The sequence below is a fragment of the Pseudomonas sp. LBUM1678 genome, from assembly GCF_059695575.1.
The window spans coordinates 6,601,676-6,624,895 of record NZ_CP166775.1 but is presented as its reverse complement, the minus strand read 5'-3'; the positions used below and the strand labels follow the sequence as shown (position 1 = coordinate 6,624,895).

Below are 23,220 nucleotides of genomic sequence, written 5' to 3'. Positions count from 1 at the left end.
GAGCGTCCCTGATTCGTGTGTCTGGAAAATTTGACGGAGCATAAGCCGGACCTTCCGGCGCGAGCAACATTGGTCGGTTGATGCTGTCTGGATCGCGGCTTTTACGTCAGAATCCCGGTCTATTCCGCTTTTGGTTACCGCTTCGATGAGCTGCAACAGCCAGAAAATTCGCACGCTGCGCCAGCAGATTCCCTCGTTCGAGTGCGTGACCGGCTGCCATGACTGCTGCGGGCCGGTGACCACCTCGCCGGAAGAAATGTCCCGCCTGCCGCGCAAGACCCGGGCCGAACAGGATGCGGCGATGGATGAGCTCAACTGCGTGCACCTGGGACCCAATGGCTGCACGGTATATGACGAGCGGCCGCTGATTTGCCGATTGTTTGGTACCACCAAGACCTTGCCATGCCCGAATGGGCGGGGGCCGGTGGAGCTGATTCATCCGCGGGTTGAGAAGCAGATTCATGAGTACATGGCTTCTACCCGGCAGGTCCTCGTCTGAGGGAAGACCGAGTCGCCTGTAATCGCTAGCAGGCTAGCTCCCACACTGGATCTGTGTCGTGCACAGAATGTGTGTCCGCTGAAGATCAACTGTGGGAGCTAGCCTGCTAGCGATGGGGCATGAATAGACACCACAAAGTCTCAATCCGGAATCGGCAGGCACAAACTCTCTTTCACCTCTTCCATCACGATATAGCTCTTGGATTCGCGCACATGCGGCAGCTTGAGCAAAATGTCGCCCAGCAATTTGCGGTACGAAGCCATCTCGGAAATCCGCGCCTTCACCAAATAGTCGAAATCCCCTGACACCAAATGGCACTCCAGCACGTGAGGCAGCTTCAGCACCGCACGTCGGAACTCTTCGAAAGTATCGCCGGATTTGTAGTCGAGGCTGATCTCGACAAAGACCAGGAGACTACCCTTGAGGTGCTGCGGATTGAGCCGGGCGTTGTAGCCCATGATGATCCCTTCGCGCTCCAGCCGCCGGACCCGCTCGGTACACGGCGTGGTCGAGAGCCCGACCTTTTCCCCCAGCTCGGTGAAAGAGATGCGTCCGTCCGCTTGCAGGATCCGCAGGATATTGCGGTCGATCTTGTCCAGCTCACGTTTGGTTTGAGTGTTGGTACGCATAGGGGATGCGCCTCCGTGAAAAGGGTTTTTGCCGAGAATTCTCGCCAAATATAGGCAGTTATATAGTGAAAAGCACTGCCTAATCTTTTTTACACTGCGCACATCAATGCTCTACAACTACGAACGTCAGCGGCAAGCCGCGATGAGGGATATGAAAATGCGCGTTATGGTCTTGGGTAGCGGCGTCATCGGTACCACCAGTGCTTACTATCTGGCGCGTGCCGGGTTCGAAGTGGTGGTGGTAGACCGTCAGCCGGCCGCTGCCATGGAGACCAGTTTCGCCAACGCCGGGCAGGTATCGCCGGGTTATGCCTCGCCTTGGGCCGCGCCGGGCGTGCCGCTCAAGGCCATCAAGTGGCTGCTGCAGCGCCACGCGCCGTTGGCGATCAAGGCCACCGCCGACATCGACCAATACCTGTGGATGGCGCAGATGCTGCGCAATTGCACCGCCAGCCGTTACGCAGTGAACAAAGAGCGCATGGTCCGTCTGTCCGAGTACAGCCGTGACTGCCTCGACGAATTGCGCGCTGAAACCGGCATTGCCTACGAAGGCCGCAGCCTCGGTACGACCCAACTGTTCCGCACCCAGGCTCAGCTCGACAACGCCGCGAAAGACATCGCCGTGCTGAAAGAGTCCGGCGTGCCGTTCGAATTGCTCGACCGCGCCGGCATTGCTCGGGTTGAACCGGCGCTGGCCGGCGTCACCGATATCCTCGCCGGTGCCCTGCGCCTGCCGAACGACCAGACCGGCGACTGCCAGATGTTCACCGTTCGACTGGCCGAAATGGCCGTGAAACTGGGCGTGGAATTCCGCTTCGGTCAGGACATTCAGAAGCTCGACTACGCCGGTGATCGCATCAACGGCGTGTGGATCGACGGCAAGCTGGAAACCGCTGACCGCTACGTGCTGGCACTCGGCAGCTACTCGCCGCAACTGCTCAAGCCACTGGGCATCAAGGCCCCGGTGTATCCGCTCAAGGGTTACTCGTTGACCGTGCCGATCACCAACCCGGCGATGGCCCCGACGTCGACCATTCTCGACGAGACCTACAAGGTCGCGATTACCCGTTTCGACAACCGTATCCGCGTCGGCGGCATGGCTGAGATAGCCGGTTTTGACCTGTCGCTGAACCCGCGTCGACGCGAAACCCTGGAGATGATCGTCAACGACCTTTATCCTCAGGGCGGCGATCTGGCCCAGGCGAGTTTCTGGACCGGTCTGCGTCCGACCACTCCGGACGGCACGCCAATCGTTGGCGCTACGCCGTTCAGCAACCTGTTCCTGAACACCGGCCACGGCACACTCGGCTGGACCATGGCGTGCGGTTCCGGCCGTTTGCTGGCCGACCTGATGGCGAAGAAAACGCCGCAGATCAGCGCCGAAGGCCTCGATATTTCTCGTTACGGCACCAAACTTCAGGAGTCCGCAAAACATGTCAATCCAGCGCCAGCTCACCAATGAGCGCATGAGCCAGATCGTTGTCCACAGCGGCACCGTTTATCTGGCAGGGCAAGTCGGCGACGACATGAGTGCCGGGATTGAACAGCAGACCCGTGAAACCCTGGCCAACATCGAGCGATTGCTCGACCTGGCAGGCACCGACAAGAGCCGTTTGCTGTCGGTGACGATTTACCTGAAAGACATCGACGCGCATTTCGAAGGCATGAACGCGGTGTGGGACAAGTGGCTGCCAAAAGGCGTCGCCCCGGCCCGCGCGACGGTTGAGTCGAAGCTGTGCGAACCGGAAATCCTGGTTGAGCTGTCGGTTGTAGCCGCTCTACCGTAAGCCTGTCAGAAAGATCCCTCTCCCGGTGCTGTTGGCGGTTCACGCCGTCAGCCAGCGCCGGTTTTTATTTCCATGACCGCCTAGAAGCCTGCCGCCATGCGTCCAGCCCGTGCCCTGATCGACCTTCAAGCCCTGCGCCACAACTTTCAGATCGCCCGTGAACTCACGGGGGCCAAGGCCCTCGCCGTTATCAAGGCTGATGCCTACGGTCATGGCGCGGTGCGTTGCGCCCAGGCGCTGGAAGCCGACGCGGACGGGTTTGCCGTGGCTTGCATCGAAGAAGCCTTGGAGCTGCGCGCAGCGGGTATCCGTGCGCCGGTGTTGTTGCTGGAAGGTTTTTTCGAGGCCGATGAGCTGTCGCTGATCGTCGAGCATGATTTCTGGTGCGTGGTGCATTCCTTGTGGCAGCTCGAAGCCATCGAGAGCGCCGCGTTGAGCAAGCCGATCACGGTCTGGCTCAAACTCGATTCGGGCATGCATCGGGTTGGTTTGCATCCAAAGGATTATCAGGCGGGTTATCAACGGCTGCTGGCCAGCGGCAATGTGGCGAAAATCGTTTTGATGAGCCACTTCGCCCGTGCCGATGAGTTGCACGAGCAGGCCAGCGCCGAGCAGGTTGCGGTGTTTGAAGCGGCGCGTCAGGGGTTGTCCGCCGAGGTCAGCCTGCGCAATTCGCCAGCGGTGCTGGGATGGCCGCAGATCCCGAGTGACTGGGTGCGCCCGGGCATCATGCTCTACGGCGCCACGCCGTTTGAAGAAGCCAACGCCGTGGCGTCCCGTCTGCAACCGGTGATGACTCTTGAATCGAAAGTGATTTGCGTGCGTGAACTGCCGGCCGGCGAGCCAATCGGTTACGGCGCCAAATTCATCACCCCCAAGCCAATGCGCGTAGGCGTAGTGGCCATGGGGTATGCCGATGGTTACCCGCGTCATGCACCGACCGGCACGCCGGTGATGGTTGCCGGGCAGCGCAGCCAGTTGATCGGCCGCGTGTCGATGGACATGCTCTGCATCGATCTGACCGACGTGCCGCAGGCTGGCCTGGGTTCGACCGTCGAGTTGTGGGGCAAGAACATCCTCGCCAGCGAGGTGGCTGCCGCCGCTGACACGATCCCCTATCAGATCTTCTGCAACCTGCGCCGGGTGCCAAAGCTCTATTCCGAGGGTTAGCGGTCAGCAGGCCGTACCGGAAGTCGTTTGGCTGAACAGGATTCAGGCCAAAGTGTTGTAAATACTGAACGCTGTCGCCATGATAACGCTCAATATTCCAACAACCTGAATCCCTGGAGGCTCCAGCATTGGACGTCGGTGAACGACTGCAATCCATCCGTAAGCTCAAAGGTCTTTCCCAGCGTGAGCTCGCCAAGCGCGCGGGTGTCACCAACAGCACGATTTCAATGATCGAGAAAAACAGCGTCAGTCCCTCGATCAGTTCGCTGAGGAAGGTACTGGGCGGGATTCCCATGTCCATGGTCGAGTTCTTTTCCGAAGAAATCCTGCAGGAAAAACCGACGCAGATCGTCTACAAAGCCAACGAGCTGATCGATATTTCCGATGGCGCAGTGACCATGAAGCTGGTCGGTAGGGCGCACCCGAGCCGGGCTATCGCATTCCTCAATGAAATCTACCCGCCTGGCGCTGACACCGGTGACGAGATGCTCACCCATGAGGGCGAGGAGACCGGCATTTTGGTGGAAGGCCGACTGGAACTGGTGGTCGGACTCGAAACTTTTGTGCTCGAAGCCGGCGACAGCTACTACTTTGAAAGTACCAAGCCACACCGTTTCCGTAATCCGTTCGATGCGCCGGCGCGACTAATCAGCGCAGCTACTCCAGCGAATTTCTAAGAAAAGAGGCGTCCCGCCAGCATTGCGGAGGTGCCCGAGTTGTTTTTCCGCCACGCATAAGACCCCTTCGACTTTGGGGTTGTTTCAGTGCGGCGGGCTTACCGCTATACTTGCGCCCGCCTGCGAACCGTGGCCGTGGGCGTGACTAGCCACCATTGAGGGTGAACGCGTGAACCTAATTATGAAAATGCTGGCTGCACCAGCAACCGTATTGGCCCTATGGGCTGTCAGCGCTCAAGCTGCGACGAACGACGATATTGCAAAACGCCTTGAGCCCGTCGGCCAGGTTTGTGTGACGGGTAAAGAGTGCAAGGGAATGGAAGTCGCTGCTTCGGCGGGCGGCGGTGATGCCAAAACCCCTGATTCCGTGATTGCGAAACATTGCAACGCTTGCCACGGCACCGGCCTGTTGGGCGCGCCGAAAGTTGGTGATGCGACAGCCTGGGGCGACCGCGCCAAGAAAGAAGGCGGCCTTGACGGCTTGCTGGCGAAGGCGATCTCCGGCGTCAACGCAATGCCGCCTAAAGGCACCTGCGCCGACTGCTCTGATGCAGATCTCAAGGGCGCCATCCAGAAGATGTCCGGCTTGAAATAAGCCTTCATCTCCAGCGAAAAAGCCGCTTACGAGCGGCTTTTTTGTGCCTGCGATTTGCGTTCGGGGACTATTCTTTGCAGCAAAGGCCCGGCAAGCTCGGTCCAACCCCAATTCACGGAATGTAAGGGAGGATCAGATGGTGCAGCTGTGTTCTATCGAGCAGGCGGTCGATGATGTGTTGGCACGGTTGCCGGCGCATATCCACATGGGCTTGCCCCTCGGTCTGGGCAAACCCAACCACTTCGTCAACGCGTTGTTTCAGCGTGTCGCGCAACTGCCCGAACGGCAGCTGACCATTTACACCGCCCTGTGCCTGGGCCGTCCTGCCTTGGGTGACGGTTTGCAAAAACGCTTTCTCGAACCCTTCATCGAGCGAGTGTTTGGCGATTATCCAGAGCTGGATTTCCTCGCCGGCCTGCACAAAGACAACCTGCCGGCGAATATCCATGTCCAGCAATTCTTCATGCAGCCCGGTAGCCTGCTCCATAGCGCGTCGGCCCAGCAGGATTACGTCAGCAGCAACTACAGCCACGCTGCGCGGGACATCAACGCGGCCGGTTTGAACCTGGTCGCGCAACTGGTGGCCAGCCATTCCGAGCATCCCGATCGCCTCAGCCTGAGCTGCAACCCGGACATCACCCTCGACCTGTTTCCGATGATCGCCAAGCGCCGGGAAGCGGGGGAGACGATTCTGTTGGTGGGGCAAGTCCACAACGACTTGCCCTACATGCCGGGAGACGCCGAAATCGGCATCGACGCCTTCGATCTGCTGATCGACGAGAAGGACAACTCCACGTTGTTCTCCACGCCGAACATGCCCGTGGGTTTCCAGGATCACTTCATCGGCCTGCACGCGAGTACGCTGGTGCGCGATGGCGGCACCTTGCAGATCGGCATCGGTGCCATGGGCGATGCCCTGACCGCTGCATTGCTTGCGCGCCAGGCTGACAATGACGGTTACAAGGCGTTGCTGGCGGATATCAACCTCAGCCAGTGGGCGCAGTTGATCGAGCGCGAAGGCGGCATCGAACCTTTCGCCAAGGGCCTTTACGGTTGCAGCGAAATGTTCGTCAACGGCTTGCTGGTGCTGGCCGACGCCGGGATCGTGCGGCGCAAGGTCTACCCGGACGTGCCGACCCAGCAACAGGCGAATGCCGGCACCCTGGACGAGGCCGCGCAAACCGACGGCATCAGCGTGCACGGCGGGTTTTTCCTCGGGCCGCGCAGTTTCTACGAGCGCTTGCGGGAGTTGCCGCAAAGCAAGCGACTCGAATTCAACATGACTCGCATCAGCTACATCAACGAGCTCTACGGCCAGGAAGAACTCAAACGCTTGCAGCGCCTGGATGCGCGCTTCATCAACACCGTGTTCACCATGACCCTGCTCGGTGCGGGCGTGGCCGATCAGCTTGAGAGCGGGCGAGTGCTCAGCGGCGTTGGCGGGCAATACAACTTCGTCGCCCAGGGCCATGCGCTGGAAGGCGCGCGGTCGGTGCTGTTGTTGCGTAGCTGGCGCGAGGCGGGCGGTGAGGTCAGTTCGAACATCGTCTGGGAATACGGCCACTGCACGATCCCGCGGCATCTGCGGGACATCGTGGTCACCGAATACGGCATCGCCGATCTGCGTGGCAAGACCGACGCGGCGGTGATCGAGGCGTTGCTGAACATCAGCGACTCACGCTTCCAGCCGGGGTTGATCGAGCAGGCGCAAAACGTTGGCAAGTTGCCGAAGGGTTTCCGTATAGATCCGCGTTTTGCCGACAACAGTCCGGAGCGCTTGCAGGCGATTCAGGCGCGGCATGCGAATTTGTTTCCGGAGTATCCGCTGGGGTGTGATTTCACCGCTGAAGAGCGGGACCTGTTGCGGGCGTTGAACTGGTTGAAGAGCAAGTTCAAGCTCACGGAGATTCTGGAGCTGGGCAAGGCTGCGCTGGATGCGCCCGAGGCTTCGCAATACCCGGAGCATCTGGAGCGGATGCAGCTGACGAACCCGGAAGGGCTGAAAGAGGATTTGTTCCAACGGCTACTGCTCACCGGCCTCAAAGCCACCGCGCAGTAACAGCCAACACAAACCAACTGTGGGAGCCAGCCTGCTGGCGATGGCTGTCTGTCAGTCATGAAGATGTTGACTGACACGACGCCATCGCCAGCAGGCTGGCTCCCACAGGGGAAATGCGGTGTTGCGGGTTATTCGATGAAGGTGACAACGCCATCCTTCAGCGACTGCACACGAGCCAACGACTCAACCCGATAACCCTGCGCATCCAGTTCCGCACGGCCGCCCTGGAACGACTTCTCGATAACAATCCCCAAACCGGCCACGGTAGCGCCGGCCTGTTTGATGATCGAAATCAGCGCTTGCGACGCCTTACCATTGGCCAAAAAGTCATCGATGATCAGCACGCGGTCGCTGCTGGTCAGGTGGCGCGGGGAGATCGCCACGGTGCTTTCGGTCTTCTTGGTGAACGAGTAAACGGTCGCCGACAGCAGGTTTTCAGTCAGGGTCAGGGACTGCTGCTTGCGAGCGAAGATCACCGGCACGCCGAGGTTCAGACCGGTCATGATCGCCGGAGCGATGCCCGAGGCTTCGATGGTGACGATCTTGGTGATGCCCGAGTCCTTGAACAGCGCAGCGAACTCGTCGCCGATCAGCTTCATCAAGGCCGGGTCGATCTGGTGGTTCAAAAAGGCGTCGACCTTCAAGACCTGATCGGACAGCACAATGCCTTGTTCGCGAATTTTCTGGTGCAGTGCTTCCATGAAGCGTTCCTCTACTGGCGCCGGGTGCGCCCAGCTTGTAAAAAGTGTTTGGTTAAAAAGTAGGCAATTCTAGCGCTTTAACATCGCGCGTATATCAGCCAGTGCGGTATTTCCGCGAACCGCTTTAACTTCGACCGGCGTGTCGTCGTTGCCTTCCCACGCCAGGTCGTCCGGCGGCAGTTCATCAAGGAAGCGGCTCGGCGCGCAATCGATGATCTCGCCGTATTGCTTGCGCTTGGCGGCGAAGGTGAACGCCAGGGTCTGACGGGCGCGGGTGATGCCCACGTAGGCCAGGCGGCGTTCTTCTTCGATGGTGTCGGCTTCGATGCTGGAGCGGTGCGGGAGGATTTCCTCTTCCATGCCCATGATGAACACGTAAGGGAATTCCAGACCCTTGGAGGCGTGCAAGGTCATCATCTGCACGCCTTCGGCGCCGTCTTCCTCTTCCTGCTGACGTTCCAGCATGTCACGCAAGACGAGTTTGCCGATGGCGTCCTCGACGGTCATCTCGCCTTCTTCGTCTTTCTCCAAGGTGTTTTTCAAGGCCTCGATCAGGAACCAGACGTTACCCATGCGGTAATCGGCGGCCTTGTCGCTGGAGCTGTTGGTGCGCAGCCAGTTCTCGTAGTCGATGTCCATGACCATGCTGCGCAGCGCGGAGATCGGGTCTTCCCCGGCGCACTGCTCGCGGACCTTGTCCATGAAACGCTTGAAGCGCGACAGGCGATCGGTGAAGCGCGCATCCAGATGCTCGCCCAGACCGATTTCGTCGGTGGCGGCGTACATCGAGATTTTTCGCCCGGTGGCGTAGTTGCCAAGCTTTTCCAGCGTGGTCGAACCGATTTCCCGGCGCGGAACGTTGATCACCCGCAGGAAGGCGTTGTCGTCGTCCGGGTTCACGATCAGGCGGAAGTAGGCCATCAGGTCTTTTACTTCCTGACGTCCGAAAAAGCTGTTGCCGCCGGACAGGCGATACGGAATCTGGTGGTGCTGCAGCTTCAGCTCGATCAGCTTGGCCTGGTAGTTTCCGCGATACAGAATCGCGAAATCGCTGTACGGCCGGTCCGTGCGCAAGTGCAGGGTCAGCAGTTCCACGGCCACGCGCTCGGCTTCGGCGTCCTCGTTGCGGCAGCGGATCACGCGGATCTCGTCGCCGTGGCCCATCTCACTCCACAGCTGCTTTTCGAATTCGTGCGGGTTGTTCGAGATCAGCACGTTGGCGCAGCGCAGGATGCGGCTGGTGGAGCGGTAGTTTTGCTCGAGCATGACGACTTTCAGGGACGGATAGTCGTCCTTGAGCAGCATCAGGTTTTCCGGGCGGGCGCCGCGCCAGGCGTAGATCGACTGGTCATCGTCGCCCACCACGGTGAACTGGTTACGCGTGCCGATCAGTAACTTCACCAGCAAATACTGGCTGGCGTTGGTGTCCTGGTATTCGTCCACCAGCAGGTAGCGGACCTTGTTCTGCCACTTTTCGAGAATGTCGGGGTGTTCCTGGAACAGCTTCACCGGCTGCAGGATCAGGTCGTCGAAGTCCACCGCGTTGAACGCCTTGAGCGTGCGCTGATAGTGGGTGTAGACGATGGCGGCGGTCTGTTCCTTGGGGTTGCGTGCGTTTTCCAGGGCTTCGGGCGGCAGGATCAGGTCGTTCTTCCACGAGCCGATCATGTTTTTGATCTCGTCGACGCCGTCGTCGCCCGCGTATTCCTTCTGCATGATGTCGGTCATCAGGGCCTTGACGTCGGTTTCGTCAAAGATTGAAAAGCCCGGCTTATAGCCCAGGCGAACATGTTCCTTGCGGATGATGTTCAAGCCCAGGTTGTGGAAGGTGCACACCGTCAGGCCACGGCCTTCGCCGCCCTTGAGCAGGGTGCCGACCCGCTCCTTCATCTCGCGCGCCGCCTTGTTGGTAAAGGTCATGGCGACGATGTACTGGGCGCGGATGCCGCAGTTCTGGATCAGGTGCGCAATTTTGCGGGTGATCACGCTGGTCTTGCCGGAGCCTGCACCGGCGAGCACCAAAAGAGGGCCGCCGACGTAGCTCACGGCTTCTTGCTGCCGGGGATTGAGTCGGGACATACGAAATCAGGGAGTCATTTGCGAAATGGGCCGGCATTTTAACAGGCTCAGCGATTTGTGCTGCTCTCTCCGACTTGTGACGCAACACGCTTTCTCTAATTGCCGGTTTTGATACTTTCAAGCAGGATGCGCGGTGTATTGCGGCTAATGTTCGTATTCCAGACACAGCCACGTTTGATAACTGATGTCATTTGGTCATTGGTTACCGGCGCGGCATAATGCCCGCCGCCTACATCTTTGCAGAGTCTAGGGAGCTAGCTTGTCTACGCCTGTCGAACCCTTGCGTTTGCTGTTACTGGCCGAAGAGCCAGCGTGGGCAGCGTTGTTGCGCGAGTGTCTGGCTCCGATGGGGAGCTCGGCCGTGCTCATCAGCGCGCCAAGCTGGGAGTCGGTCAGCAGTCTGTTCGATGACAACCGCAGCGCGGTGTTGTTGACGATTCCTGCGCTTCAGCCTCTACCCGGTCGTTGCAGCTTGCCGACGGTGTTGCTGCTTGAGCACGAGCCACTGGCGCCACCCGATGGTGTGAGCGACTGGCTGGTGCGCGATCATCTCGATCCCGGCATGCTGCGCCGCTGCCTGCGCCATGTGCGTGAACGCGGCTTGCTGGAAAACACCCTGCAACGCCTGGCCGAACAAGATCCGCTGACCGGCATCGCCAACCGCCAGGGTTTCCAGACCTTGCTGGCCGCGCGTCTGGCGGAAAACGACGGCCGCGGGCTGGCCCTCGGTCACCTGGACCTCGACAACTTCCGTCACGCCAACGATGCCCTCGGCCACCAGGCCGGTGACCGGTTGATCCTGCAAGTGGTCGCGCGGCTGAAAAGCCAGCTTGAGGCCGGCGATCAACTGGCGCGGCTGGGCAGCGATGAATTCGCCCTGCTGATCGACACCCGCCGCGCGCCTCAGCGTGCCGAATGGATGGCCGAACGCATCACCGAAGCCCTGGCCGAGCCTTACTGGGTCGACGGCGAAAGCCTGTTGATCGGTTCCAGCCTGGGCATCGCCCACGCCAGGGCCCAGGCCGGCGCCGACCCGCTGATGTGGCACGCACACATCGCCATGCAGCAAGCCAAGAGCACTCAGGGCTGCACCTTTCATATCTTCAACGAACGCATCAACCGCAATGCCCGCAGCATGGCCGACCTCGAAAGCGAGCTGCGCCGGGCCTTGCGCCGTGACGAGCTGGAATTGCATTACCAGCCACGCATGAACCTTGAGGACGGCCAGATCGTCGGCCTTGAAGCCCTGGTGCGCTGGCGGCATGCCGAGCGCGGGTTGCTGGCGCCCAGCGAGTTCGTGCCGCTGGCCGAACAAAGCGGTTTGATCGTGCCGCTGGGTTACTGGGTGATTTCCCGGGCCCTGCGGGACATGCAGGCGCTGCGCGAACGTGGTTTGCCGGCGCTGCACATGGCGATCAACCTGTCGTTCCGGCAGTTTCAGGACAGCCAATTGCTGTCGACCCTGAGCCGGCTGATCGCCGAGCGTGGCGTCGAGGCGCAATGGCTGGAATTTGAACTGACCGAAACCGCGGTCATGCGCCGCAGCGATCTGGTCAAGCAGACCATGGACGCTCTCGGGCGCCTGGGCGTGCGCTTCTCGCTGGATGACTTCGGCACCGGGTTCTCATCCTTCGTGCACCTCAACAGCCTGCCGATTGCCTTGCTGAAGGTCGACAAGAGCTTTGTCGGCGGCATGGAGGAGCGCGAAGAGAATCGCAAACTGGTCCACGCCATGATCAACCTGGCGCACAACCTCAATCTTGAAGTGGTGGCTGAAGGCGTGGAGACGGCGGAGCAACTGGATTTGTTGCGCGGGTTTGGGTGCGATCAGGTGCAGGGGTATCTGATCAGCAAGCCGTTGCCGTTGGCGGAATTGGTTGAATATCTGACGTTTGGCAGCAGCCAACAGCCCGCCATGGAAGTCGTAGTCTAAACACGGACAAAAATGTGGGAGCGAGCTTGCTCGCGATGGCGGAGTGTCAGTCAACATCACTGTTAACTGAAAGGGCCTCATCGCGAGCAAGCTCGCTCCCACAGGGGATCTCAATCTGGCTGAGGGACTTCGAACCGGTGTACTGAAGGCTCCCGCCGAATCATCCGCTTCATCTTCCACTCAAACGCCAGCGTCAGACTCACCGCCGCGCACGCCAATCCCAGCGCCAACCCCCACCAGACGCCCGTCGGCCCCCAGTTCAAATGGAAGGCCATCCACCACGCGGCCGGTGCGCCGATCAGCCAATAGCAACCCAGCCCGACCAGGAACGTGGTCTTGGCGTCCTTGAGCCCGCGAATGCAGCCCATGGCGATGGTTTGCGTGCCGTCGAACAGCTCGAACCACGCCGCCACCGCCAGCAGGCTCACAGCCAGATTGATGACGTCTCGGAACGCCGGGTCGTTGTGGTCCAGGAACAAGCCGATCAACTGATTCGGCAGGAACCAGAAGACCATGGCAAAGCCCAGCATCGACGCCGCGCCAAAGGCGATCCCGACCCGACCGGCCAGGCGTGCATCGAGCAACTGCCCGGCGCCGTAATGCTGGCCGATGCGCATGGTGATCGCGTATGAAAGCCCTGCCGGGATCATGAACGCCACCGAAACAATCTGCAGGGCGATCTGGTGCGCCGCCAATTGCGTGCTGCCCATGGTGCCCATGCACAGCGCGGCAAACGCAAACAACCCGACTTCCACCGCGTAGGTGCCGCCGATGGGCAGGCCCAGGCGCCACAGCTCTTTCAGATACTGTCGGTTTGGCTTCGACAAACCCTGACGCAGCGGATAAGCGTCGTAAGCCGGATGCCGACGGATGTGCAGCGCCAGCGCCACGGCCATCAGGTTGGCGACAATCGCCGTAACCAGCCCGATACCCACCAGGCCCATTTTCGGCAGGCCGAACATCCCGGTGATCAACGCATAGTTGAGCAAGAAGTTGGCCACGGTGCCGCCGAGGCTGATGACCATCACCGGCGTCGCCCGGCCGATGGCGCTGGTGAAGCCGCGCAGGGCCATGAAACTCAGGTAGCCGGGCAGGGCGAACGGCAGGATCAGCAGGAACTGCCCGGCGGCCTGGACGTTGGTTTCGGTCTGGCCGAACAGCAGCAACACCGGTTTGAGGTTCCACAGCAGCAGACCGGCCACCAGCGCCATCAACCACGCCAGCCACAATCCGGCCTGGGTCAGTCGCGCGGCGCCAACGATGTCGCCCGCGCCCTGACGGATCGCCACCAGGGTGCCGACCGCCGCAATCACGCCGATGCAGAAAATCGACACGAACGAATACGTCGCCGCGCCCAGACCACCACCGGCCAACGCTTCCGGACTCAGGCGCGCCATCATCAAGGTGTCGGTGAGGACCATCAGCATGTGCGCCAACTGCGAGGCAATCAACGGCCCCGCCAGCCGCAGGATGGCCCAGAGTTCGGTACGTGCTGGATGCTGCATGGTCATCACGCCTCGATTATCAAAGTCGACAGGAGAGAGCCGATTCTCGGCGCTCTGCGGGCTTTTCACAAAGGGATAAAAAGGATGGGTGGCATGAGTCAGACTCATGCTGACAAGTTTCTGCTAACGTGGCGTAACCGCGCTATTGGAGCTTTGCGAATGTCCCGTCGTCTTCCTCCCTTGTATGCCTTGCGCGCATTCGAAGCGGCGGCGCGGCATAGCTCGTTTACCCGCGCCGCTGAAGAGTTGTCGATCACCCAAAGTGCGGTCAGTCGACACATTCGTACGCTCGAAGAGCATTTTGCCTGCCGACTGTTTCATCGCAGCGGGCGCAACTTGCAACTGACCGAGTCGGCGCGGCTGATCCTGCCCGGCATTCGTGAAGGTTTTACCGCGCTAGAGCGCGCCTGCAATACCTTGCGCGCCGAGGATGACATCCTGCGCATGAAAGCCCCGTCGACGTTGACCATGCGCTGGCTGTTGGCGCGCCTCAGCCGCTTCCGCCACTTGCAACCGGGCAACGAAGTGCAATTGACCAGCGCCTGGATGGACATCGACACCGTGGACTTCAACCACGAACCCTTCGACTGTGCCGTCATCCTCAGCACCGGGAATTTCCCCCCGGACTGGGAGGCCACGCTGCTGTTTCCGGAAGAATTGATCCCGGTCGGTGCGCCAAACCTGATGGACGATCAACCGTGGGATGTCGCGCGTCTGGCCAGCACTGAACTGCTGCACCCCGCGCCGGACCGGCGTGACTGGCGCACGTGGCTGTTACGCATGGGCCTGGCCGATCAGGTGTCGCTCAAGGGCGGGCAGGTGTTCGACACGCTGGAGCTGGGCATGATTGCGGCTGCGCGGGGCTACGGCGTGTCCATGGGGGATTTGCTGATGGTGGCGGAGGATGTCGCTCAGGGTCGTCTGAGTTTGCCGTGGCCGACTGCCGTCGCCAGCGGTGAGAATTATTACCTCGTCTGGCCGAAAACCCGCCCTGGAGGTGAACGTTTGCGCCGGCTCAGCGATTTCCTGCAAGGCGAGGTCCGGGCCATGGAATTACCGGATGTCGAGCGCTTGAGCTGAATCGATAGAGCCTCTGCAATAGAGGCCTTGCGCCATATCCCGGCTAATTACTCAAGTATTCAGGTTTGCCGCCGAAAATCTGCAGGTGGGACCTTCGTGCTGGTTCCAGGTAATTCCCCTTATTAGAATTTTGCCGAGTGTGCGTTGTGATCAGGATGATCCGGTCACTCGGCCAGGAGCTGTCATGTCTCAACCTCGTGCCCGGATCGCCTCACAGCTTGGTCTTGCGCTTGCCGTGATACTGGCGATTGTCATCACTGGCAGTACCGTGTTCGCCTTGCGCTCGCTGGACACCGCCAACCTCGCCACCCGCGAAGAGCACCTGGCCAGTGAAGCCCGGTTGCTGGCCGATCAGTTGAGTACCTTTCACGGCACGTTGCGTGAGAGCACCCAGCGTCTGGCCGGCCTGTTCGAGAAGCGCTTCAGCGCGGGTCTGAGCGTGCACCCGGACGAGCCGGTGGCCGTGGCGGGCGCGCAGACGCCTGGATTGCACCTGGGCAGCGAAGTGCTGAACAACAACTTCAAGGAAGTGGACGAGTTCAAGCAAATGACCGCGGGCGTTGCGACGGTGTTCGTGCGCAGTGGCGAAGACTTCGTTCGGGTCAGTACCTCTTTGACCAAGCAGGACGGCAACCGGGCCATCGGCACCTTGCTGGATCACGCTAATCCGGCCTATGCGCGCTTGATGGCGGGGCAGAGCTACGTGGGTCGCGCCTTGCTCTTCGATCGCTCCTACATGACGCAGTACACGCCCGTGCGCGACAGCAGCGGTAAGGTGATTGCCGTGCTGTTCGTAGGATTCGATTACACCGACGCGCAGAACGCGCAGTTCGAAAATCTCAAACGCTTCCGTATCGGCCAGACTGGCTCCCTGGCGTTGCTCGACGAGCAGAAAAAGTGGCTGGTGCCGATTGCAGGCGTGCAAGCGCTGGATCAGGCAGTCCCGGCCATCGTCGATCTGGCGAAAACCCCGGGCAAGGGTGACTTCTGGAGCGACAAGTCCGAAGATTTCTACAGCGTGGCGGTGCCGTTCGAAGGCGGCCCATGGTCGGTGGTGGCGAGCATGCCAAAAGCCGAAATCAGCGCCGTGACCTGGAGTGTCGGCATTCAATTGGCGATCGGCAGTCTGCTGGCGATGTTGATCGCGGTCGGCTCGGCAGTCTGGCTGCTGCGCAGCAAACTCGCGCCGCTGGGTGACCTGGTGCGTCAGGCAGAAGCCTTGGGCGCCGGTGATTTGAGTGTGCGCCTGAGCGTGTCGAGCAATGACGAAATCGGTCAGTTGGCCCGTGCCTTCAACCAGATGAGCCAGGCCTTGTCGACCATGGTCGAGCACATCCGCAAGGCCTCGGGCGAGGTCAACAGCCGTGCCCAAGCGTTGTCCGGCCTGTCCGGTGGCGCTTATGAAGGGATGGAGCAGCAGTCGGGCGAAATCACCAGCATGGCCGGCGCCGTGGAAGAGTTCAGTGCGACTTCGCTGAACATCGCCGACAACATGGGCAACACCCAGCGTCTGGCGCAGGAAAACGCACAACAAACGCAGATCGGTCGTACGTCGATGGATGAAGCGTCTTCGTCTCTTGAGCAAATTGCTGGCGCGTTGAACAGTACTGCGACGGTGATCAACACCCTCGGACAGCGTTCCCAGGAAATCGGCGGCATCGTCGGGGTGATTACCTCGATCGCCGATCAGACCAACCTGCTGGCGCTGAACGCGGCCATCGAAGCGGCCCGTGCCGGTGAGCAGGGTCGTGGTTTTGCGGTGGTTGCCGACGAGGTTCGCAACCTGGCTTCGCGTACGCGTCAGGCCACGGATGAAATCTCCGGGATGATTCAAAGTATCCAGCAGGAAACCGGTAACGCGATCAGCACCATGGAACAAGGCAATGTGCTGATGCAGGAAGGCTTGTCGCGTAATGCCAATGTGGCCTCGGCCCTGGCGCGGATCGATGAGCAGAGCCGTTCGGCAGGCCAGCAATTTGCGGCGATCACCACCGCAACTCAGGAGCAGAGCAGCACCGCGACGTTGCTCAGCAGCAACCTGCAAAGCATTGCGCTGGCGAACAGTGAGCAGCGTGAAGTGGTGTCGAACCTGGCCGTGACCGCCAAAGAGCTGGAGAAGCTGGCGGCGGACTTGCGTCATGAGGTTGACCGGTTTCGTTGAGTCGCCTCTGCAATAGCCATCGCGGGCAAGCCACGCTCCCACAGGTTATGTGTCGTTCCACTCTCTCGTGAACGACACAAATCCTGTGGGAGCGTGGCTTGCCCGCGATGGGCTCACCTCAATACTCAAGCCGAGTGACTAATCGCACTTGGCGTTGCTCGACACTTCCTTGCTCGCCAGTTTCAACTGCTTGCCCAGCTCCGCCGCGTTGGTGCTGCTGTAAACCCGGCCGCCGGTGTTTTCAGCGATGCAACGTGACGGGCCACCGGCACCGATTTTCACCACGTTGACCCGCAGGCGCGGTTGTTCCCTGGCGATTTGGCGGGACACGGCGCAGACATCTTTCTGGCAACCATCCTCACCGTCGACGAACATCACGATCACCGCATCGTTATTGCGTCCGTCGACGGTGCTTGCCGCGTGAGCCAGGCTGTCGGCCAGCGGTGTGCCGTCGTTGGGCACCAGGCCTCGAATCCCGTTGATCAGCCGCTGACGGTCGCCAAACTTGAACACGCCCTGGTCCGGTGTGCTTTCGCAGCCGGCGAAGGTGATGAGGCGCGTGTCGATCTTCGGATCGAGCCCGTTGATCATGCCGGCCAGCGAGTCCTTGGCGACGTCCATGCGGCTGGGTTTGGCAAAAATCTGCGTGGTGCGGTTCACATCCAGGTATTTGTTGAGCTCATTGCCGAAGAACCAGTCCTCGTCGGCTTTCACGGACTTGATGTTCAAATCCATCGAACCCGAGGTGTCGAGCACCACCACGAATTGCGGGATCTCTGCGTTCGGCGCTTTTTTGCGGCAAGCGAAGTTGTCCAGCGTTGGTGCCGGTGGCGGGGCGACAACCACAGGTTTTGGTGGCGGAACGGGCTTGGGTACCGGCACCGGTTCTGGCACGGGTGCGGGTGCGGGTTCCGGCTCTGGAACCGGTTCCGGCTCCACGACAGGCTCGGGCACAGGTTCAACCGGTTTCTCGACCGGTGTCACCACGGGCGCTACAGGTGGGACCACGACGACGGGTTCGCGGTGCATAAACCACCAGTAAGCCCAGAGCGCCAGGAGCAGCAACAGCAGCGCCAGCAAGGCGGCCGCGATCCACCAGCCACGGCGCGACGGCGGCACGACCGGCACTATCGGAGCCACCGGCGGCACGATCGGTTTGGGCGGACGTTGGTTCCAGCGCACCACCAGCGGCTCGCCATTGAGGCTGTAGAGTTTGTCCAGCTCGGGCGTGCCGAGCAGGCTGCGCAGGTCATCCGCGACCGTGGGCTGACCGCGTTTTTGCAGTTCGTCCGCCAGCTGTCCAAGGGACGTCTGACGCACTTCATAGGTTTCCAGCAAGCGTCGTTGCGCGTCCTCGTTGAGGTCGGCATAGGGCGTGGGTTGGCCACCCAGTTCGGTCCACCATTCCAGCACGTCGCCGCTGCCCATTCGCGGGATGGCGAAGAGGCTGGCGACGGTCGGCGGAAAGTGTTTCTGGATGAGGGCGACTTTGGCTTGCAGCGCACTCATCCCCTCCGGTGTGGCTTGCGCATCCCTGATGACCCGCTGCATGACGACGATTCCTGAAAAGGGTGCAGGCCTCCATCGAGAGGCCTGCGGGGTGAAAAGTTACTCTTCGTAACCGAGGCTGAATTGCAGCTGATTCACTTTCTTCTGCAAGACCTTCAGTTGTTCTTGCTTGGCGGCCAGCGTCGCAGGTGAGGCCTTGGTAACGGGCGCCGCCTGCGAGGCCTTGAGCTGCTGCTCGAGCCCGGCGATCTGCTTTTGCACCTGGCTTTCATTACCATGCCGGGCCTTGAGCGAGGTCAGCAACTGGCCCAGCGACTGGTTCAGCGCCGCCTGGGATTTCTGCTGGCTGGCCAGGTCGGTCTTGGTGCTGAGCTGCTGGGCCTGAATGTTCTCGTACACCTGGCGGAACATCGCGTTTTCCTGCCGGGACGCGGTCAGGGCCATTTCCTTCTGCTTGACCTGATCGCTGTAACCACCAGAGTAGTCGCAGTTCATCTTGGTCAGCATGCTGCTGTCGCGATTGGTCGCGTCGCATTCGCCTGGCTTGGTCGCGCAACCGCTCAAGGCCAGGACGGCGGTGAGGACCGCCAGCTGTCGTAGAGTCATGTGCTTAGCCCAGAGTGATCGCGGAGCGCTGGTTGTACAGACCGTCGACTTCCTTTTGCAGGGCGGCGACTTTCTGGTTCATTTTCATAATGCTCACGTCCACCTGCTTGATCTCGGCGCTGGCGCCTTGCGCACGCTCGGCGTCGGCCACTTTGGTGTACTCGGTGACCTTGTTGCGCATGTTGCCGAGGTCTTTACGCAGGCGCGCGATGTTCGAATCGATCTCGGCGATTTGCACTTGGGCCTTGGCCTTGTCGACTTTCTTGTTGGCGATGTCCTTTTTGATCTGGGCGATTTGCGCCTGATCATCATTGATCACTTGCTGAGCGGTCGCGGTACGGGCGATCACGTTCTGGGTGTCTTGCTCGACGTCGCTGTTCATCTTCGCCAGGCGGGTGGTGGTGTCGGAGTATTCGCTGCGACGCTGATCCAGGTAGTAGTTCGCGCCCATGGCCACGCCACACGCGGTAATACCGGCGGCAATGGCGCAAACCGCCTTGTTGCTGCTGTTGGACAGTGCGCAACCAAGGATGCCGACACCGGCGCCAACCGCGCAGGCCTGATAACCGGACTTGCTGAAGAACTCTGCGTCATTGCCCTGGGTCAGGCGCGGGTCGGCACCCTCGCTGCCGCCGAGCATCGAGCTGCCGGTGTTGGCGCAACCGGTCAGCAGCAGGCTGCCAGTGAGGACGAAAGCGATCTGAAGCTTGAAGCGAGTCCAAAGGCTGCGCGACATGGTGAAACTCCTTGGTGACGGTGTTGACTGTTGTTATTGAGAGAGTTATTGAGTGACGGTTTTGCAACTGGTCAGCCAGGCGTCAGTGTCGATCTTCTGCTTTTGCAGGAAGGTCTTCTGATTGGCCCAGTGGGTGCGCAAATAGGGTTTGAGTTCTTGCAGCTGTTTGTTGCGGGTGATGATTTCTTCCATCACCGGGACCTGCGCTTCAAGCAGCGGCTGGCCGTACAAGGTCGCCGACTCCACCAGGCTGCTGGCGTAGTAACGGCTGAGTTTGTGCAGGCGATCCTTCTGCTCGTCGAGCTTGCCTTTGCGCATGTCGCAGCTGGCATCTTTGTCCGCGGATTCGCAGTTCAGCTTGTAGTTCTTTTGCAAGAAGTCCACGTACTGGCCGTCGTCGAGCATCTTGGTGCAGAGGAACGCACCGAGGTTGAGGCTGGCGCGAATGGCCTGGTCGCGGGTTTCTTCCTGCTGCTGGTTGCTGGCGCGCAGTTGGTTTTCCAGGGCTTGGAGTTTTTCCTTGAGCGCTTTGTCTTCGATGCCCGAGGCCAGGGTGTTCAGGGATTGAACCGTGCCTTTATCGGCGGATTCGGTTTCCTTGCTGCCGGTGCCGAGTTTCTTCCAGCTGCTTTCAATGCTGGCGACACGCTCGCGTGAAGTCAGGGTCGGCGAGACCAGGACCAGTCGCATACCGGTGGTTTTGTTTTTTACCTGGCCTTCGGCGTTGTAGTACGGCTCTTCCTTGCGCAACCCGGTGCGCAGGTCGGCCTGAGCGGTCAGGTAGTTGCCGCCTCGGACCACGTAGCCACCGGCCTGACCATGCTGGCGGTCGAGTTTGTTCAGGCGGAACGGCTCGAACATCATTTCGTCGACGTTGCCGAGCATGTCGTGCAGGCCCAGCGGATTGGGTTTTTGCAGGCCGGACAGTTGCAGCTTGCCGTTGGACGATTGCGCCCCGGCGAACCATTCGTAAGCGTTGATGCCCTCGGCCATCGGATAGCGCGTGTCACGGAATTCCGCCGCGCCGACTTCCAGGCCTCCGCGCGCCGCGAACTCCCACTCGACTTCCGTCGGCAGGCGCAGGAAGCCCAGCGCGCCGTCTTCTTTCGGCAGCTTGGCCGCGGCGTTTTTGCGCAGCCACAGGTTGTACTTGTCAGCCGCTTCGACGGCTTGCACCCAGCTCACGGACACTTGCGGCAGGCGCATTTTGGTCGCGGCCGTAGGGCAGGTTGCGTCGGTCAGCGCGGCGTATTGGAGCTGACTCATCTCGTACTTGGCCATCAGGTAGTAGCGGGATTTGTCGTTTTTCGCGCCGGTGAAACTGCCGGCGATAAACGTCGGTCGAGTCTGTTCGACGTAACCGTATTCCGCGCCGTCCTGACCGATGTTGATCGGATAGTCGTCGAGCGGTCCGGCGACCGGAATGAACACTTTGCGAAACACCATCGAACCTTCGCACGGCATCGGCAACACGACGTCGCTGGCCTCGGGCATCGGGTTGTAATACCTCTCTTCCCAGCCCGCCGCCGAGGCGTCGAGCAGGTAGCCGAGGCTCAGGGGCAACAGCAAGCCCAAACGTTTATAGCTCACGCAGACTCTCCGCAGGTTGGATGTTGATCGCTCGCACGGCGCCGATCACGGCCACCAGTGCAGCGACCAGAAAGGTCAGGAGCAGGGCGGCGAGGCCGTGCCAGAGTGTGATGTGGCAGACAAAGGTGCCGGTGGCCTGGCTGCTGCCGAGCAGGTAGTCGAATAAATGGCTGCCCACGGCGTAAAAGCCCAACCCGCCGAGGTAACCGGCCAGACTCAGCACCAGCGCTTGCAGGACCACGAAACCGCCGACCGCCGTGCGTTTGAATCCCAGCAGGCGCAGGACCGCGAGGCTTTTGCGCTTGCGGTCGATGTTGGCCAGAAAGGCCCCGACCATCGACGCTACACAACCGATCAGCGCCGCCAGGGCAATCACCCCGAAGATCAACCCCAACACATGATTGATGGCTTTGACGTTGTCGATGTCGGCCAGTCGACTCGAGGTTTCGATGTGTTGTTCGTTGAGCCAGCGTTCCAGCGGTGCGACCTGGTCGATGTCGCGGGCGTAGAGGCGGGCGCGGGCATACAGCGGTTGCAGATCGCCCATCGGCTTGCCTGTTTCGATGCCGAACGCACTGACCTGATAACCGTCGCGAAAGCGCTCCAGGCTCAGCAGCAACGGCGGGGCGACAAACCCGGCCGCACGACCGAAACGCGCACCGTCGAGCACCGCCAGCACCGTCAACGTCATCTCGCCGCGTTCATTCACACCTTCCAGACGACGCAATACACGCATTTGCACACGGTCGCCGACCTTGGCCTGCAAGCGTTGCGCGGCGCGCTCGCTGAGTATCACTTGGTTGCCGGTGGGATTGAGTTGCGGCAGGTTCAGTTGCGGGTCGCCGGGTTCGGTGGCGATGATTTCCGCGCCTTCGACAAACCGTTGCATGCCGATCAGCAAATCCGCCTGGGTGTTGAGCGAGCGGGTCTGGCCGAGGGCAAAACCGGTCTCGGGACGCTGGCGCACGCGCTCGATCCAGGCGCTGTCGTAGTTGCCGTTGCTGAGCATCTTCACTTCAAGGTTGCGCGGGTCGCGCAGCAATTCGTCCTGCAACTGGCTGACAACGCCGTGTTTGAGGCCGAACAGCAGCAACAGCGGCGCGATCACCGCCACCAGCGAGGCGGCGATGCACAACGACACCTTGCGGTCGTGCCAGAGGTCTTGCAGGGCCAGTGAGCCCAGCAGGCGCAGTCGCTCAGTCCATCGGTTCAAACAGAGTCTCTCCCTGACGGCTGATAGCGCCGAGTCGCGGCAAGCCGAAATCCTTCAGCAGGGCCCAGTCATGGGAAACCACCAGGGCACTCAGGCCCATGCTCGACACCAGACTCAGCAGCAATTCGAACAAACGCCGGGCGCTGTGCGGGTCGAGTGCCGCTGTCGGTTCGTCGGCCAACAGCAGCAGCGGTTCATGGGCAATCGCACGAACGCAGGCCACGCGTTGGCGTTCACCGATCGACAGCGCTTGTGGCTGTTTATCCAGCAACCCTTGCAGGCGTAATACTTCAACCGCGTGATCGATGTGCGCGCTCTTTACCGGCATGCCGAGCAAGCGGCGAGGCAGGCTGATGTTGTCGCGCACGCTCAGGAACGGCAGCAAGCCGCCGCTCTGCAAAATGAACCCCAGATGACGCGAACGCACGGCTGCCAAGGCTGGCTGGTCGTCGCTGGCCAGCAATTGGGCGATGTCCTGATCGTCGGTTGCGCCCAGCCGAAAGCGCTCGAGTTCGACCGGCGCCAGCAACAGGCCGATGGCTTCGAGCAACGTGCTTTTGCCGCTGCCGCTCTCGCCGGTGATGGCGAGGATTTCCCCGGCACCGACCTGCAAGTGCGGCAGGCGCACGTGATGGGCCAGCGCGCCTTCACCACGGCGCACCAGCAGGTTCTTGATATCGAGCATCGGCGT

At 60.8% G+C, this 23,220-nt stretch carries 20 protein-coding genes; 10 read left to right on the top strand and 10 right to left on the bottom strand.

All coding sequences use genetic code 11. From position 1 onward, the window contains the following. Positions 1-145 precede the first annotated feature (145 nt). A complete protein-coding gene (locus tag ACA070_RS30235; protein ID WP_497449451.1) occupies positions 146-499 on the top strand; it encodes a YkgJ family cysteine cluster protein in 354 nt (117 codons plus the stop codon). A 140-nt stretch (positions 500-639) separates the two neighbouring features. Here ACA070_RS30235 and ACA070_RS30230 read toward each other — a convergent pair whose 3' ends face one another. After that, positions 640-1,128: an Lrp/AsnC ligand binding domain-containing protein gene (locus ACA070_RS30230; protein ID WP_010465173.1), complete on the bottom strand. Its 489-nt coding sequence runs from the start codon at positions 1,126-1,128 to the stop codon at positions 640-642. A gap of 157 nt (positions 1,129-1,285) precedes the next feature. On the opposite strand from ACA070_RS30230, the gene dadA reads away from it, so the two are divergent. From dadA to ACA070_RS30200, 6 genes are all read left to right on the top strand, one after another. Beyond that, complete coding sequence (gene dadA / locus ACA070_RS30225) at positions 1,286-2,590, top strand: D-amino acid dehydrogenase (protein WP_497449450.1); 1,305 nt, start codon at positions 1,286-1,288, stop codon at positions 2,588-2,590. Beyond that, the gene (locus tag ACA070_RS30220) at positions 2,562-2,915 is read left to right on the top strand and encodes a RidA family protein (RefSeq protein ID WP_109626698.1); all 354 of its coding nucleotides are present in this window, start codon (positions 2,562-2,564) and stop codon (positions 2,913-2,915) included. The genes dadA and ACA070_RS30220 overlap by 29 nt, the downstream gene beginning before the upstream one ends. A gap of 96 nt (positions 2,916-3,011) precedes the next feature. Beyond that, positions 3,012-4,085, top strand: coding sequence for an alanine racemase (alr, locus tag ACA070_RS30215; protein ID WP_497449449.1), 1,074 nt, complete (start codon positions 3,012-3,014; stop codon positions 4,083-4,085). Between the two features lie 128 nt (positions 4,086-4,213). Then, positions 4,214-4,762 (top strand): cupin domain-containing protein, encoded by a 549-nt coding sequence (locus ACA070_RS30210; protein ID WP_007947433.1) that lies wholly within the window; start codon positions 4,214-4,216, stop codon positions 4,760-4,762. Between the two features lie 181 nt (positions 4,763-4,943). Beyond that, entirely contained in the window at positions 4,944-5,357 is a 414-nt protein-coding gene (locus ACA070_RS30205) for a c-type cytochrome (RefSeq protein ID WP_131060704.1), read from the top strand. Positions 5,358-5,493: 136 nt separating this feature from the next. Then, on the top strand, positions 5,494-7,416 hold the full coding sequence (locus ACA070_RS30200; RefSeq protein ID WP_497449448.1) for an acetyl-CoA hydrolase/transferase C-terminal domain-containing protein: 1,923 nt from the start codon (positions 5,494-5,496) through the stop codon (positions 7,414-7,416). Between the two features lie 128 nt (positions 7,417-7,544). Here the strand turns inward: ACA070_RS30200 and ACA070_RS30195 are convergent, their stop codons facing one another. Both ACA070_RS30195 and rep read right to left on the bottom strand, forming a co-directional pair. Further along, positions 7,545-8,117: a xanthine phosphoribosyltransferase gene (locus ACA070_RS30195; RefSeq protein ID WP_123434901.1), complete on the bottom strand. Its 573-nt coding sequence runs from the start codon at positions 8,115-8,117 to the stop codon at positions 7,545-7,547. A 69-nt stretch (positions 8,118-8,186) separates the two neighbouring features. Continuing rightward, the gene (gene rep, locus ACA070_RS30190) at positions 8,187-10,196 is read right to left on the bottom strand and encodes a DNA helicase Rep (RefSeq protein WP_497449447.1); all 2,010 of its coding nucleotides are present in this window, start codon (positions 10,194-10,196) and stop codon (positions 8,187-8,189) included. Between the two features lie 259 nt (positions 10,197-10,455). Here rep and ACA070_RS30185 point away from each other — a divergent pair, with 259 nt between their 5' ends. Beyond that, complete coding sequence (locus ACA070_RS30185) at positions 10,456-12,129, top strand: putative bifunctional diguanylate cyclase/phosphodiesterase (RefSeq protein WP_497449446.1); 1,674 nt, start codon at positions 10,456-10,458, stop codon at positions 12,127-12,129. 110 nt (positions 12,130-12,239) lie between these two features. Here ACA070_RS30185 and ACA070_RS30180 read toward each other — a convergent pair whose 3' ends face one another. Beyond that, positions 12,240-13,634 carry a NorM family multidrug efflux MATE transporter gene (locus tag ACA070_RS30180; protein ID WP_497449445.1) on the bottom strand — a complete coding sequence of 465 codons (1,395 nt, stop codon included), beginning with the start codon at positions 13,632-13,634 and terminating at the stop codon, positions 12,240-12,242. 159 nt (positions 13,635-13,793) lie between these two features. Between ACA070_RS30180 and ACA070_RS30175 the strand changes: the two genes are divergently transcribed. Together ACA070_RS30175 and ACA070_RS30170 are read left to right on the top strand one after the other, a co-directional pair. Further along, positions 13,794-14,714, top strand: coding sequence for a LysR substrate-binding domain-containing protein (locus ACA070_RS30175; protein ID WP_497449444.1), 921 nt, complete (start codon positions 13,794-13,796; stop codon positions 14,712-14,714). Between the two features lie 184 nt (positions 14,715-14,898). Further along, the gene (locus ACA070_RS30170) at positions 14,899-16,875 is read left to right on the top strand and encodes a methyl-accepting chemotaxis protein (protein ID WP_497449443.1); all 1,977 of its coding nucleotides are present in this window, start codon (positions 14,899-14,901) and stop codon (positions 16,873-16,875) included. 138 nt (positions 16,876-17,013) lie between these two features. Here ACA070_RS30170 and ACA070_RS30165 read toward each other — a convergent pair whose 3' ends face one another. Genes ACA070_RS30165 through ACA070_RS30140 form a run of 6 tightly spaced genes read right to left on the bottom strand, consistent with a single transcriptional unit; the run spans position 17,014 to position 23,214 of the window. After that, the gene (locus ACA070_RS30165; RefSeq protein WP_497449442.1) at positions 17,014-18,426 is read right to left on the bottom strand and encodes a vWA domain-containing protein; all 1,413 of its coding nucleotides are present in this window, start codon (positions 18,424-18,426) and stop codon (positions 17,014-17,016) included. 57 nt (positions 18,427-18,483) lie between these two features. Next, entirely contained in the window at positions 18,484-18,990 is a 507-nt protein-coding gene (locus tag ACA070_RS30160; RefSeq protein WP_497449441.1) for a hypothetical protein, read from the bottom strand. Between the two features lie 4 nt (positions 18,991-18,994). Further along, positions 18,995-19,726, bottom strand: a complete 732-nt coding sequence (locus ACA070_RS30155) for a hypothetical protein (RefSeq protein WP_497449440.1) — start codon at positions 19,724-19,726, stop codon at positions 18,995-18,997. A gap of 45 nt (positions 19,727-19,771) precedes the next feature. Next, a complete protein-coding gene (locus tag ACA070_RS30150) occupies positions 19,772-21,316 on the bottom strand; it encodes an SUMF1/EgtB/PvdO family nonheme iron enzyme (RefSeq protein ID WP_497449439.1) in 1,545 nt (514 codons plus the stop codon). Further along, complete coding sequence (locus tag ACA070_RS30145; RefSeq protein WP_497449438.1) at positions 21,306-22,529, bottom strand: ABC transporter permease; 1,224 nt, start codon at positions 22,527-22,529, stop codon at positions 21,306-21,308. Before ACA070_RS30145 ends, ACA070_RS30150 begins: the two co-directional genes overlap by 11 nt. Next, entirely contained in the window at positions 22,513-23,214 is a 702-nt protein-coding gene (locus tag ACA070_RS30140; RefSeq protein WP_497449437.1) for an ABC transporter ATP-binding protein, read from the bottom strand. Before ACA070_RS30140 ends, ACA070_RS30145 begins: the two co-directional genes overlap by 17 nt. Positions 23,215-23,220: the final 6 nt, after the last annotated feature.

Excerpts from the sequence above, each read along its gene's own strand:
- ACA070_RS30175 (WP_497449444.1), top strand. The coding sequence starts at position 13,794 with ATGTCCCGTCGTCTTCCTCCCTTGTATGCCTTGCGCGCATTCGAAGCG.
- ACA070_RS30220 (WP_109626698.1), top strand. The coding sequence starts at position 2,562 with ATGTCAATCCAGCGCCAGCTCACCAATGAGCGCATGAGCCAGATCGTT.
- ACA070_RS30195 (WP_123434901.1), bottom strand. The coding sequence starts at position 8,117 with ATGGAAGCACTGCACCAGAAAATTCGCGAACAAGGCATTGTGCTGTCC.
- rep (WP_497449447.1), bottom strand. The coding sequence starts at position 10,196 with ATGTCCCGACTCAATCCCCGGCAGCAAGAAGCCGTGAGCTACGTCGGC.
- ACA070_RS30230 (WP_010465173.1), bottom strand. The coding sequence starts at position 1,128 with ATGCGTACCAACACTCAAACCAAACGTGAGCTGGACAAGATCGACCGC.
- ACA070_RS30170 (WP_497449443.1), top strand. The coding sequence starts at position 14,899 with ATGTCTCAACCTCGTGCCCGGATCGCCTCACAGCTTGGTCTTGCGCTT.
- alr (WP_497449449.1), top strand. The coding sequence starts at position 3,012 with ATGCGTCCAGCCCGTGCCCTGATCGACCTTCAAGCCCTGCGCCACAAC.
- ACA070_RS30155 (WP_497449440.1), bottom strand. The coding sequence starts at position 19,726 with ATGTCGCGCAGCCTTTGGACTCGCTTCAAGCTTCAGATCGCTTTCGTC.
- ACA070_RS30140 (WP_497449437.1), bottom strand. The coding sequence starts at position 23,214 with ATGCTCGATATCAAGAACCTGCTGGTGCGCCGTGGTGAAGGCGCGCTG.
- ACA070_RS30160 (WP_497449441.1), bottom strand. The coding sequence starts at position 18,990 with ATGACTCTACGACAGCTGGCGGTCCTCACCGCCGTCCTGGCCTTGAGC.
- ACA070_RS30235 (WP_497449451.1), top strand. The coding sequence starts at position 146 with ATGAGCTGCAACAGCCAGAAAATTCGCACGCTGCGCCAGCAGATTCCC.
- dadA (WP_497449450.1), top strand. The coding sequence starts at position 1,286 with ATGCGCGTTATGGTCTTGGGTAGCGGCGTCATCGGTACCACCAGTGCT.
- ACA070_RS30165 (WP_497449442.1), bottom strand. The coding sequence starts at position 18,426 with ATGCAGCGGGTCATCAGGGATGCGCAAGCCACACCGGAGGGGATGAGT.
- ACA070_RS30200 (WP_497449448.1), top strand. The coding sequence starts at position 5,494 with ATGGTGCAGCTGTGTTCTATCGAGCAGGCGGTCGATGATGTGTTGGCA.
- ACA070_RS30180 (WP_497449445.1), bottom strand. The coding sequence starts at position 13,634 with ATGCAGCATCCAGCACGTACCGAACTCTGGGCCATCCTGCGGCTGGCG.
- ACA070_RS30205 (WP_131060704.1), top strand. The coding sequence starts at position 4,944 with ATGAAAATGCTGGCTGCACCAGCAACCGTATTGGCCCTATGGGCTGTC.